We start from the raw sequence: 12,357 nt of genomic DNA on the forward strand, positions 1-12,357 counted from the left end.
GCGCCCGATGTGGGCGGTCAAGCGAGAAGGCGCCACAGTCCGATCAGGCCGACGACGACAATCGTGTAGCGCAGTGCAGTGGGGGACAGGCGCCGTCCGTAGCGGGCACCGAGAACGCCACCACCGAGTGAGCCGACGGCGATCAAACCGGCTGCTGCCCAATTGATCTGATCGAATGCCAGAGTGATGTACATCCCTGCTGCAACGATGTTGACGAGCAGCGACAGCAGGTTCTTCGCGCCGTTCATGCGCTGGAGGGTTTCCGGGAGGATGGCACCCATCACACCGATGAGAAGGATGCCCTGCGCGGCAGTGAAGTACCCGCCGTAGATGCCGACTGCAAAAGTGCCGGCGGTCAGGAGCATCAGCCTCTTGGTGGACAGCGTCGTTTCTTCGGTGGAACGCTTCTTGGCCCACGCCTGGATGCGTGGTTGGAGGAGGACGAGCGCGAGAGCGAGGACCAGCAGCACCGGAACGATGGTCTCGAACAGTTTCTCGGGTAGATGCATGAGCAACCACGAACCGAGTAGTGCCCCGGCGAGTGACGCCGGAATCTGCCACTTCAGTCGATCCCACTGTCCGGACAGCTCACGTCGGTAGCCCCAGGTACCCGAAACTCCGCCGGCGACGAGCCCGACCGCGTTGGACATGGTTGCGGTCACGGGCGGCATGCCGAAGGCGACCAGGGTGGGAAACGTGATCAGCGTTCCACTGCCGACCACGGCGTTGATCGCGCCCGCGCCGATACCGGCCAACAAGATGAAGAAAGCGTCGAGTCCACTCACTCCGCAGACGGTACGGCAGAGGAAAAGTCAGTCCGGACGGCGGTCCCGGTCTTCATTCGAACGCTCCATTCAACACGCCGAACGCGGCTTCGGACACCGTTGAAATCAATGCGATTTCAACATCGTAGACACTTCATTTCCCTTGCAGTGCAGGGAAATACAACATTTGACGACTCGACATTTCGCGTCTAGTCTTTGCTCACCATCCAGAGCGACCGAGAGACCTGGCTCGTCGACGTCGCAGCAACCCCCCGAGTGATCGGGAGCGGGTGCTACCGCCAGGACCGATGGAAGGCATCACATGGGTACCACTTCGCACGCTGCGCACAAGCGACGTCACATCGATCTGTGCCGCACCGCTTCGTGTCACTGTCGCTGACCGAACTCTCGTCGTCTTCGCAACTCGAGCGCACCAACTCGAGGACACAGCTGCGTTCCCATTTCCCCGAAAGGTCTATTCGTGATGTCCACTCCGTCAGGTAGCGCGCCGTGAGCGCGCCCACCGATGTCCGCCCCGAAAAGTCGGTGTCCGAGTCGCAACTTCCCGACTCGGAGCTTGTCGTCGCTCGCACCTGGCACCCGCTGCGCTGGGTGATCAGTGCGGTCGTGCTGGTCCTGCTTGCTCAGTTCATCCACGGGCTCGTCGTCAACCCCGGCTGGGACTGGCCGACGTTCGCGCAGTACTTCACCGCGAAATCAGTGCTCGCCGCGTTGTGGATGACGATCAAACTGACCCTGTGGGGGACGATCCTCGGGTTCGGTCTCGGTGTTTTCCTGGCACTCGGTCGGTTGTCGAAGAATCCGGTCCTGCAGGTGATCGCCTGGACCTACATCTGGGCCTTCCGCTCGATTCCACTCATCGTGCAGTTGCTCTTCTGGTTCAACATCACTTACCTGTACCAGACACTTTCTCTCGGAATACCTTTCGGTCCCGAGTTCTTCACCTTCCAGGTCAGCGGTGTGATCGGCGGATTCACCGCGGCAGTCATCGGTTTGGCGCTGCACCAGGCTGCATACTCGGCCGAGATCATTCGCTCCGGAATCATCTCGGTGGATCACGGTCAGATCGAAGCTGCTCACTCGCTCGGCATTCCGCGCAGTCGCCAGTTCTTCAAGATCGTTCTCCCGCAGGCAATGCGGGCGATCCTCCCCAACGCCGCCAACGAGGTCATCGGACTCTTCAAGGGAACGTCGATCGTCTCCACCATGGCAATCGCCGAACTGTTCTACCAGGTGCAGGTCATCTTCGGACGCAACGGACGAGTCGTGCCCCTGCTGATGGTCGCCACGATCTGGTACATCATCCTCACGACGTTGCTCTCGATCGGTCAGTACTACGTGGAGCGCCACTATGCACGAGGATCCGCCCGTGCTCTTCCGTTGACTCCGGTACAGAAGGCGCGCAAGAAGTTCGAAGAGATTCGCGATGCGCGTCTCGATATTCCGAGAGGTGCGACCCGATGACCGCAGAACTGGCCGAAGAGACGGTGTATGCCGTCGAAGCGCGCGGAATTCACAAGTCCTTCGGCACGCTGGAAGTACTTGCCGGCGTTGATCTCCTGGTCCGCAAGGGCGAAGTGACCGTCATTCTCGGTCCGTCGGGTTCCGGTAAGTCCACCTTGCTGCGAACCCTCAATCACCTCGAAAAAGTCGACCGCGGAACCGTACGGATCGACGGAGAGCTGATCGGATACCGGCGCAAGGGAAATCGACTCCACGAACTGCGTGACCGCGAGATCCTGAAACAGCGTTCGCACATCGGATTCGTGTTCCAGAACTTCAACCTGTTTCCGCACCTGACCGCGTTGGAAAACGTGGTGGAAGCGCCGCTCTCGGCCCAGAAGCGTGATCGTGACGAGGTGTACCGCGAGGCCCGCGCATTGCTCGAGCGAGTGGGAGTGGGGGACAAGGCGGACGAGTATCCCCGCCAACTCTCCGGTGGCCAGCAACAGCGCGTCGCGATAGCGCGAGCGCTGGCACTGCGGCCGGCGGTCATTCTCTTCGACGAGCCGACGTCGGCGCTCGACCCGGAACTGGTGGGCGAGGTTCTCGAAGTCCTGGCTCAGCTGGCCCGTGACGGCGCCACCTTGGTGATCGTCACACACGAGGTCGGATTTGCTCGGGAAGTGGCGGACACTGCGGTCTTCATGGACGGCGGCGTCATCGTCGAACAGGGCCCGCCTTCGCAGGTGATCGACAATCCGGTCCACGAACGGACCAAAGCCTTTCTCTCCCGCGTCCTCTGACGCGACCCAGACTCATTCCCGGAAGGAAAAATTGATGTTCTCCACATCCCGTCGCGCGACTTTTCTGATCTCGGCGCTTGCCACCGTCGGATTGCTCAGCGCTGCATGCAGCAGCGCGGACGCCGAGTCCGACGGCGCCCAGGTCACCGCTGCTGCGGGTTACAACCTCACGGCCGATCAGAACCGCATCACCACCGACAAGGTGGATTCAATCGCCGCCGAGCTACCTCAGGACATCCGCGATCGTGGCACGCTGCGCGTCACCGGTAGTGCCGGTTCCGCTCCGCCGCTCCGTTTCTACGCCGACGACGACACCACCCTCATCGGTTCCGAGACCGACTTCGCCTATCTGATCGGTGACGTTCTCGGCTTGAAGGTCGACCTGCAGACAGCAGATTGGGCACAGAACTTCGTCCGGATCGACTCCGGTGAGGCCGACGCCTTCCTCTCCAATGTGACTGTCACAGAAGAGCGTAAGGAGAAGTACGACTTCGCGACCTACCGTCTCGACACCCTCGCCTTCGAAGCCAAGAAGGGTGCCGGAATCTCCATCAAGGAACCCAAGGACGTCGCGGGCAAGAAGATCGCCGTCTCCTCGGGCACCAATCAGGAAGCGCTGCTGGTCAAGTGGAGTGAGCAGAACGTCGCGGCCGGCCTGGCGCCTACCGACATCTCCTACTACCAGAACACCACCGACTACTACCTCCCGCTGCAGTCCGGCCGGATCGACGCCTACTTCGGCCCGAACCCGTCGTCGCAGTTCCACGCCAAGCAGTCGGGGGAGACCGAGGTTGTCGGTGAGTTCTCCGGGGCCGGCGACACCCTGCAGGGGCAGATCGCGGTGCTGGTGAAGAAGGACAACGGCCTGATCAAGGCGATCAACGACGCGATCAACCACACGATCGAGAACGGCACGTACCAGCAGATCCTCGAGCGCTGGAACATCACCAGCGAAGCCGTCGACACGTCCCTGATCAACCCGCCCGGCCTTCCGAAGACCAAGTGAGCTCTCGTCCATGAGTGAGATTCTCGATGTGATCGTCATCGGCGGAGGACTCGTCGGGTCCTCCGCCGCATGGCGGCTCGCGGCACGCGGACGTAGCGTAGTTCAGCTGGAACAGTTCGGGCCGAGTCACAAGCACGGTGCGTCGCACGGTACTTCGCGTATCTACCGGCAGGCGTACGACAATCACCTGTACACAGGTTTGGCGGCCGGCGCGCTGCCGCTGTGGCGGGAGTTGGAGACCACGACGGACATCGGGTTCCTGGAACTCACCGGTGCCGTCGATCACGGCCTGCCGCAGGCAGTGCAGTCCAAGGCGAAGATACTTCGCGAGGCGGGCATCAAGGGTGAGATCCTCACTCCTGCCGAGGCGTCCGCCCGTTGGCCGGGGCTGCGATTCGACACCACGGTGCTCCATCACCCCGACGCAGGCCGGTTGCACGCGGACCGCGCCGTGACCGCTCTGAAGGCGGGAGCGGTGTTTGCCGGTGCCGAGGTCCGTCACGATGTTCGGGTGTTGGCACTCGCGCGAGCGTCCTACGGCGTGGACGTGGTGACGGACAGTGGAACGCTCGCAGCTCGTCAGGTCGTGATCGCGGCCGGTGCGTGGACTGCGGACCTGATCGCAGACAGCGGTCTCGGCTCCGAGATCGTATTGCCGACACTGCGCACGACACAGGAACAACCAGCACACTTCGCACCGCTCGATCCCGGAGTCGAGTGGCCGAGTTTCGTTCACCACACCGGCGCAGAATTGGAGACCGCGGGGATCTACGGGCTCGGTTCCGAGGACGGGATCAAGATCGGCGAACACGCGACCGGGCCGGTGGTGACTCCGCAGACCCGTGACTACACCCCTGACGTCGACGGAGAGCGGCGATTGGCCCAGTACGCCGAGTCGTGGTTGCCCGGCGTCGATTCCACCCGTGTCGAGTCGATCACGTGCCTGTACACGAGCACGCCGGACAGTAACTTCGTCATCGACCGAGTCGGCGCCGTCACGGTGGCGGCGGGATTCTCGGGGCACGGGTTCAAGTTCGGTCCGGCCTTGGGTGAACTTGTGGCGGACCTCGTCGACGGAACCACCCTCGCTCCGGAAGTTTTCAGGCTGGGGGAGCGTTGACCAGATTCATGGAGGAAAGTGTTGTGGCACTGGAGCTCGGAACTCGACAGCTCGAGGGTGTCGGAGCGGTAGAGGTCTATTCGGTATCGCAGGACGATCCCTTGGCAGCTCCACTGATCGCGGAGTTGGCACTCGAATACAGTTCGCGTTACGGCGGGACTCGCGAAGCGATGCTCGAGGATCTCACGACGTATCCGGCAGAAGAATTTGCCTACCCGCAGGGTGCGCTTCTGGTGCTCACCCACGACGGTCTGCCGATCGCCGGTGGTGCGTTTCGTCAATTCGATTCCACCACTGCCGAACTGAAGAGAATCTGGACATCGGTCGACTATCGGAAGCGCGGCCTCGGCAAGGCCGTCGTTCGCGAGTTGGAACGAGAGATCGAACTTCGTGGATACAACCGGGTGTTTCTCACGACGGGCCCTCGGCAACCCGAGGCCGTCGCGCTGTATCTGTCCAGTGGATACACACCGCTTTACGACGCTTCGCTCTCGCCCGAAGAAGTGGGCGTCCACCCGTTCGAGAAGCAGCTTCGGGTGCTCGAAAATGTGACTCGAGCAGCAATTCCTACCGACCGGGTTGACAACACCCGGGTTTGACCTCGTACACTTGCGAACGACCATCCAGAGCGACCGAGAGACCTGGCTCATTGAAGTCGCAGCAACCCCCCGAGTGATCGGGTGCGGGTGCTACCGCCAGGACCGATGGAGGAACACGAAATGAAGGCAGTCGAAGGCGGTTTCGATACCGCCTGGTCGCGTCGTCACGTAGACCTGTGCCGCACCGCGGGATCTTTCTGTACCAACTGACCTCGGTCAGTCATTCACACTCAGGCGAGTCGTCGACAAGTCTGTTTTCTCTTCTCTCACAAGTGATTCGTGCTCGATCGCCTTTCTCGTCTCAGGCGACGGGTGCGCTCTTCGGCATGCCTCTTTAGGAGTTCTTGGTGTCTTCGCCCTCATTCGGTGCCCGCAAACGCGCGACCGTAATCGCCGGTATCGGTGCTGTCTCGGTTCTCGGCACCGTCCTCGCCGGCTGCAGCAGCGGGAGTGACAGTGCTGCCGACGCAGGCCCCGCCCAGTCCGGCGGAACCCTTCGCTACGGTCTGTCGCAGGCGCCGACGTGCGCCGATCCGGCCCAGGCCGGCAGTAACCAGACCGTGTATGTCACTCGGACCGTGGTGGATTCGCTGACCGATCAAAATCCCGACACCGGAGAGATCACCCCGTGGCTCGCCAAGAGCTGGGAGATCAGCCCCGACGCCGCTAGCTTCACGTTCGTCCTTCGCGACGACGCCACCTTCAGCGACGGCACCCCGGTGACGGCGGATTCGGTGAAGAAGACCTTCGACTCGGTCAAGAACCTGGGACCGAACGCGTCGTTGGCGAAGAGTTACCTGTCCTCGTACACCGGTACCGACGTCGTAGATGCTCACACGGCGAAGATCAATTTCTCCGGACCCAATGTTCAGTTCCTGCAGGCAACTTCGACACCACAGCTCGGAATCCTCGCCGATTCCACCACCGCGCTGGCATCCGAGCAGCGCTGCCCCGGTGCAGCGGTGATCGCCTCCGGACCGTTCGTGTACACCGACTGGCAGCAGGACAAGAGCGTCAAGATCGCCAAGCGTGCGGGATACAACTGGGCCTCGGATGCGGTCGCGCATCAGGGCGAGGCGTACCTCGATGGCGTCGACTTCACGGTGGTTCCCGAATCCGGTGTGCGGGCGGGCAGCGTGGCCTCCGGCCAGCTCGATGCGGTCAGCGATGCGCTTCCGCAGGATGCGCCGCAAATCGAGGGCGCGGGTGGACGAATCCTCACAAGGCCGAACCCGGGTGTGAGCTTCTTCTTCCAGCCCAACGTCAGTCGCGGCGTTCTCGCTGATCAGGCTGTTCGTCAGGCCATCATTCCCGCGATCAACCGCCAAGAACTCGTCGACACCGTTCTGGATCCGTCGTTCTTCCCGGCCACGAGCCCGCTGGCTCACACCACTCCGCTCTACAGCGACGAATCCAGTGTCGTGACGTACGACGCCGACAAGTCGGCGAAACTCCTCGACGCGGCTGGTTGGAAGACCGGCAGCGACGGTATCCGCGAGAAGGACGGGCAGAAGCTCACTTTCAGCGTCACCTTCAGTCCGGTGTTCTCGGGTAACCAGGCCATCCTCGAGCTCGTGCAGCAGCAGCTCAAGAAGGTCGGCGTCGACCTGCAGCTCAACCTGGTCTCGAACGGTGAATGGACCGAGAAGGGAGTATCGGGTGATTACGATTCGCTGTATTACAACAGCACTCGCGCGGACGCCGACATCTTGCGGGCATCGTTCAGCACCGAAGGCCGCAACCTGAACCGTCGCGGCGCAGATCCGGAGCTCGACAAGGTACTCACAGACCAGCTTGCAGCCACGGACAACGGCCAACGCGGCGAACTGGTATCCACCGCACAGGAATTGATCCTCGACCGTGGACTCTCCATCCCCACCATCGAGCTCTCGCAGGCCATCGGCGCCGGATCGAGTGTGCAGGACCTGAACTTCGAAGCCTCCTCGCGCCTGCAGTTCTACGACGCATGGTTGTCGGGTAAGTAATCATGACTCGATACGTACTCACCCGACTGGGCCAGGCCGCAGTGGTTCTGTGGGCCGCCTTCACCATCTCGTTCGTGATTCTGTTCCTCCTGCCCAGTGATCCCGTCAGCATGGCTGCCGACTCGTCCGGTCAGGGTGTTGCAGTGGATCAGGCTGCGCTCGATCAGCTTCGGGCACGGTACGGCTTGGACCAGTCGGTGTGGGTGCAGTACTGGACGTCGCTGACGAATGCTCTTCGCGGCGATTTCGGTACGTCCATCTCCACCGGTCAGTCGGTGACGGATGCCATCTTCTCGGCGCTGCCGAGCACTCTGGTCTTGGCAACCACCGCTTTGGTTCTGGCCGTGTTGTTCGGAGTGGCGATCGCGTTCTTCGCTACCTACACCCGCAAGCGGTGGCTCGCGAATCTGTTGTTCTCGCTGCCGCCGCTGGGTGTGGCAGTGCCCACTTTCTGGGTGGGCCTGATTCTTCTGCAACTCTTCTCGTTCCGTCTGCACATCTTCCCGGCATTCGGAGACAAGGGATTCGCAACGGTGATTCTTCCGGCGATCACCTTGGCGATCCCGACCGGCGCGGTGATCGCGCAGGTACTCACGACCAGCCTGCAGTCGACGCTGCGTTCGCCGCACGTGGAGACTGCGTATGCCAAGGGCGCCAGCCGCTGGCGCGTGCAGACCCGTCATGCGTTGCGACTGGCGAGCATTCCGGCATTCACCATCGCCGGTGTACTGGTCGGCACGCTGCTGGCGGGCTCGGTGGTTGTGGAAACGGTGTTCTCTCGCGCGGGCGTCGGCCGTCTGACACAGACGTCGGTGATGGCGCAGGACATCCCGGTGGTGCAGGGAGTCGTTGTGTTCGCCTCTCTCGTGTTCGTGCTCGTCAACCTCGCGGTCGACCTCTTCTACCCCTTGATAGATCCACGGATCATCCAGACGAAGAAGAGTCACACCGAAAAGTCGAATACCGAAAGCTCGACCGATCTGGAGCCGGCTCATGTCTGACACATTGATCGAACCCCTACTCCTCGATCCGACCGTCGAGGCGAAGGCACCTGTTGTTTCGCGCCGAAAGTCCACGGCCATCGGCTGGATCCGAAAGCCCGGCTTGGTGATTCCGGTGTTGATCGTGTTGCTTGCCATCGGCTTTGCCGTCGCACCCGGATTCTTTGCCAGCGGCGATCCGTTGTCCGGTGTCCCGGCGGACAAACTGCAGGGCCCGAGCCTGGCTCACTGGTTCGGAACCGACAATCTCGGTCGTGACCTGTACACACGGTTCGTGCACGGCGCCGCGCTGTCCCTGACCGCAACCTTGGTGGCGGTCGGAATCGCATTGGTGGCGGGATCGATAATCGGTTTGCTCGCGGGCTTTGTCGGTGGCGTCGTCGACGCCGTGCTGATGCGTATCGTCGACGTGCTGCTGTCCATTCCGGCGCTGCTGCTCTCGTTGGCACTGGTGACCGCACTCGGCTTCGGCACCATCAACGTCGCCATCGCGGTCGGCGTCAGCATGGTCGCGAACTTTGCGCGAGTGATGCGTGCCGAAGTGATGCGGGTGCGCGGCGCTCAGTACGTCGAGGCCGCGTTCGGTTCGGGTGTGCGGTGGCTCGGTGTCCTGCGTCGGCACGTGCTTCCCAACTCGTACGCGCCCGTGGTCGCGCTGTCCGCAGTCGAGTTCGGGCAGGCAGTTCTTGCAGTGTCGGCACTGAGCTTCTTGGGATTCGGCGCGGTACCGCCTACCCCGGAATGGGGATCGCTGGTATCCGAGGGGCGTAACTTCCTCGCCAATGCCTGGTGGATGACAACACTTCCCGGTCTCGCGATTGTCGCCGTGGTCATCTCGGCACACCGTATCGGCCACGAGATCGAAAGGAACAACCGGCGATGAGCACGACCGAAGAACAGCTGCTTTCCGTCACCGACTTACAGATCGCCTACGGCGCCGAGCCCGCGGTATCCGGTGTGAGCTTCACCGTCGGTCGGGGCGAAGTAGTTGCGGTGGTCGGGGAATCGGGTTCCGGTAAGTCGACCACGGCCCACGCGATATTGGGTCTGCTCGCCGGCAGTGGCCACGTCACCGGCGGGACCGTCGAGTTCGAGGGTGAACAGATCGACTCGTATTCCGACCGTGCGTGGCAGCGAATCCGCGGCGCGCGTATCGGTTTGGTGCCGCAGGATCCGACGACCTCGCTCAACCCGGTGACCCGGATCGGCGACCAGGTTGCAGAAGTCCTGCGGATCCATGGCCTCGCAGACCGCCGCAAAGCCCGGTTGGACGCCGTCGAGGTGCTCGAGCGTGCGGGTATCGACCGGCCGGAAATCCGAGCACGCCAGTACCCACACGAGCTCTCCGGCGGTATGCGGCAACGAGTTCTGATCGGTATCGCGCTTGTCGCGAACCCGGCCCTCGTCATCGCCGACGAGCCGACCAGTGCTCTGGACGTCACGGTTCAACGACGCATCCTCGACCACTTGGACGAGCGAATCGCCGAATCCGGTGCCGCCGTGCTCCTGATCACGCACGACCTGGGTGTGGCCGCAGACCGCGCGGACCGGATCCTGGTGATGCAGGGCGGCAGGATCGTCGAATCCGGCCGCACCGCAGATATTCTGGACAACCCGCGAGACGAGTACACGAAGAAACTTCTGAGCTCTGCGCCGAGCCTGTCCTCGGGACCAGTCGTTCGCCCGGTCCGCCAGGACACCAGCCCGCTGCTGACCCTGACGGGAATCACCAAGCACTTCAACGTCGGACGCGGGAGTTCGATCACCGCGGTGAACGAAGTGTCGCTGACTGTTCCGAGGGGTCAGACGGTGTCGCTGGTGGGGGAGTCGGGCTCCGGCAAGTCGACCACGGCGCGCATCGCCGTGCGGTTGGAGCAGGCGGATGCCGGCACCATCTCCTTCGACGGACACGACATCACGAAGGTCAAGGGCAGCGATCTGCGCGAGCTGCGCCGAAAGATCCAGCTCGTGTACCAGAACCCCTATGCATCACTAGACCCGAAATTGTCCGTCCAGGACATCGTTGCGGAGCCGCTGCGGGCCTTCAAGGTTGGTGGACGCAGCCAGCAGCAGACTCGTGCGGCAGAGTTGCTCGATCAGGTTGCACTTCCCGAGCAGTTTCTGAGCCGCAAACCGGCCGAACTCTCGGGCGGCCAGCGTCAACGGGTGGCGATCGCTCGTGCGCTCGCGTTGAAGCCGGACCTGCTCGTTCTCGACGAACCCGTCTCCGCTCTCGACGTCTCGGTGCAAGCGCAGATTCTGGCGCTACTCGACGAGTTGCAGCGCGAACTGGGCCTGACCTATCTCTTCATCTCCCACGATCTTGCGGTTGTTCGCCAGATCAGCGACGTCGTCGGCGTCATGCAGGCCGGGCGATTGCTCGAAATCGGCACTACCACCGAGATTTTCGACAATCCCCGAAACGAGTACACACGCACACTTCTCGACGCGATCCCCGGGCGGGATCATTCGACACGAAAGGCCGAACATGTCCGAGCGTAGTTCCGGAGCATTCCTGGTCGGCCTCGAATTCGAGGGAACCGGAGCTCATCCGTACTCCTGGCGACGCGAGGATTCGCGCGCCGAAGATCTGTTCACGCCCTCGTACTGGGTGGACCTGGTGACCGCCGCGGATCGGGGTGGGGTGGATCTGGCGTTCCTCCCCGACTCGTTCGGACTGCAATCCGAGGGCCAGCACGCAGTGCGGGGCAGATTGGAGGCGGTGGCAACTGCGGCGCGGCTGAGTGCTGTGACCTCGCGTATCGGCCTGATCCCCACCGCGACAGTCACGCACACCGAGCCGTTCCACATCTCCAAGGCCGTCGCGAGTATCGACTACTCCTCAGCGGGGCGGGCCGGCTGGCAGGTCGCGGTGTCCGACACCGCTGAGCAGGCGTCGTTGTTCGGCCGAAAGGCAGTGCAGGGCCCCGAGTCCGCGTGGGAGGAAGCGTCCGAGGCTGTCGAGGTGGTCAGTCGGCTGTGGGACAGCTGGGAGGACGACGCCGAGATACGGGACGCTGCGAGCGGACGATTCATCGATCGAGACAAGCTGCACTACATCGACTTCGAGGGAAAGAACTTTTCCGTCAAAGGGCCGTCCATCACGCCGCGCTCCCCGCAGGGGCAGCCGCTGATCGCCGTCGACGCGAGCAGGCCGGAGGCACGCGAGCTCGCTGTTGCGCGCGGAGATCTGATTCGGATCTCGGCAACCGACCTCGGCGTGGCCAACGCCACGGCCAAGCTGGTCCACGCGAATGCCGCTGCCCTCGGGCGCAGCGTCAGGGTTCTCCTCGACGTCGACGTGCTTCTCGGCGCTGATCGCGGAGCCGCCGACGACGCTCTGGCCGAACTCGAGGAATGGGCGGGAGCGCCGTACGCCCCGCACTCGCTGTTCTATCGCGGTGACAGTGCCGGCCTGACTGTCCTCCTTCGCGAGATCGGTGGGCTGGCCGGGGTCGACGGTGTTGTCCTGCGTCCCTTGGCTTTGGCTGCCGCCGTGGAGAAGATCGCGGCGGACGTGGTGCCGAATCTCAATCCGCGACCGACTACCGGCCCGACGCTGCGCGAGCGGTTGGGTTTCGAGTTGCCCGTCAATCAGTTCGCGTAGCGCGAGCA

The 12,357-nt window shown here is 62.8% G+C and carries 13 protein-coding genes and 2 riboswitches; of the genes, 12 read left to right on the forward strand and 1 reads right to left on the reverse strand.

The features are described 5' to 3' along the window. Positions 1 to 17: 17 nt before the first annotated feature. Entirely contained in the window at positions 18 to 785 is a 768-nt protein-coding gene (locus YH3_RS09060; RefSeq protein ID WP_003944404.1) for a sulfite exporter TauE/SafE family protein, read from the reverse strand. A gap of 199 nt (positions 786 to 984) precedes the next feature. Continuing rightward, a riboswitch (SAM riboswitch) is annotated at positions 985 to 1,079 on the forward strand. A 7-nt stretch (positions 1,080 to 1,086) separates the two neighbouring features. On the opposite strand from YH3_RS09060, the gene YH3_RS37285 reads away from it, so the two are divergent. From YH3_RS37285 to YH3_RS09110, 12 genes are all read left to right on the forward strand, one after another. Next, positions 1,087 to 1,164, forward strand: coding sequence for a putative leader peptide (locus YH3_RS37285; protein WP_350318888.1), 78 nt, complete (start codon positions 1,087 to 1,089; stop codon positions 1,162 to 1,164). Positions 1,165 to 1,274: 110 nt separating this feature from the next. After that, the gene (locus YH3_RS09065) at positions 1,275 to 2,249 is read left to right on the forward strand and encodes an amino acid ABC transporter permease (protein WP_003944440.1); all 975 of its coding nucleotides are present in this window, start codon (positions 1,275 to 1,277) and stop codon (positions 2,247 to 2,249) included. Further along, positions 2,246 to 3,031, forward strand: coding sequence for an amino acid ABC transporter ATP-binding protein (locus YH3_RS09070; RefSeq protein WP_020968833.1), 786 nt, complete (start codon positions 2,246 to 2,248; stop codon positions 3,029 to 3,031). The genes YH3_RS09065 and YH3_RS09070 overlap by 4 nt, the downstream gene beginning before the upstream one ends. Positions 3,032 to 3,065: 34 nt before the next feature. Then, positions 3,066 to 4,037 (forward strand): ABC transporter substrate-binding protein, encoded by a 972-nt coding sequence (locus YH3_RS09075; RefSeq protein ID WP_007726832.1) that lies wholly within the window; start codon positions 3,066 to 3,068, stop codon positions 4,035 to 4,037. A 10-nt stretch (positions 4,038 to 4,047) separates the two neighbouring features. Beyond that, positions 4,048 to 5,157: an FAD-dependent oxidoreductase gene (locus tag YH3_RS09080; RefSeq protein ID WP_064443279.1), complete on the forward strand. Its 1,110-nt coding sequence runs from the start codon at positions 4,048 to 4,050 to the stop codon at positions 5,155 to 5,157. Between the two features lie 8 nt (positions 5,158 to 5,165). Continuing rightward, positions 5,166 to 5,756, forward strand: coding sequence for a GNAT family N-acetyltransferase (locus YH3_RS09085; RefSeq protein WP_054826010.1), 591 nt, complete (start codon positions 5,166 to 5,168; stop codon positions 5,754 to 5,756). A gap of 17 nt (positions 5,757 to 5,773) precedes the next feature. Continuing rightward, a riboswitch (SAM riboswitch) is annotated at positions 5,774 to 5,868 on the forward strand. Between the two features lie 8 nt (positions 5,869 to 5,876). After that, entirely contained in the window at positions 5,877 to 5,966 is a 90-nt protein-coding gene (locus YH3_RS37290) for a putative leader peptide (protein WP_310504006.1), read from the forward strand. 137 nt (positions 5,967 to 6,103) lie between these two features. Further along, the gene (locus YH3_RS09090) at positions 6,104 to 7,741 is read left to right on the forward strand and encodes an ABC transporter substrate-binding protein (protein WP_003944291.1); all 1,638 of its coding nucleotides are present in this window, start codon (positions 6,104 to 6,106) and stop codon (positions 7,739 to 7,741) included. Positions 7,742 to 7,743: 2 nt separating this feature from the next. Beyond that, positions 7,744 to 8,742 carry an ABC transporter permease gene (locus YH3_RS09095; RefSeq protein ID WP_003944382.1) on the forward strand — a complete coding sequence of 333 codons (999 nt, stop codon included), beginning with the start codon at positions 7,744 to 7,746 and terminating at the stop codon, positions 8,740 to 8,742. After that, on the forward strand, positions 8,735 to 9,625 hold the full coding sequence (locus YH3_RS09100) for an ABC transporter permease (protein ID WP_064443280.1): 891 nt from the start codon (positions 8,735 to 8,737) through the stop codon (positions 9,623 to 9,625). Before YH3_RS09095 ends, YH3_RS09100 begins: the two co-directional genes overlap by 8 nt. Continuing rightward, positions 9,622 to 11,244 carry an ABC transporter ATP-binding protein gene (locus YH3_RS09105; RefSeq protein WP_007726839.1) on the forward strand — a complete coding sequence of 541 codons (1,623 nt, stop codon included), beginning with the start codon at positions 9,622 to 9,624 and terminating at the stop codon, positions 11,242 to 11,244. Before YH3_RS09100 ends, YH3_RS09105 begins: the two co-directional genes overlap by 4 nt. Continuing rightward, positions 11,231 to 12,349: an LLM class flavin-dependent oxidoreductase gene (locus YH3_RS09110; protein WP_007726840.1), complete on the forward strand. Its 1,119-nt coding sequence runs from the start codon at positions 11,231 to 11,233 to the stop codon at positions 12,347 to 12,349. The genes YH3_RS09105 and YH3_RS09110 overlap by 14 nt, the downstream gene beginning before the upstream one ends. The last annotated feature ends 8 nt before the right edge of the window (positions 12,350 to 12,357 follow it).

It is taken from the genome of Rhodococcus sp. YH3-3, from assembly GCF_001653035.1.
GTDB classification, from domain to species: Bacteria; Actinomycetota; Actinomycetes; order Mycobacteriales; family Mycobacteriaceae; genus Rhodococcus_F; species Rhodococcus_F qingshengii.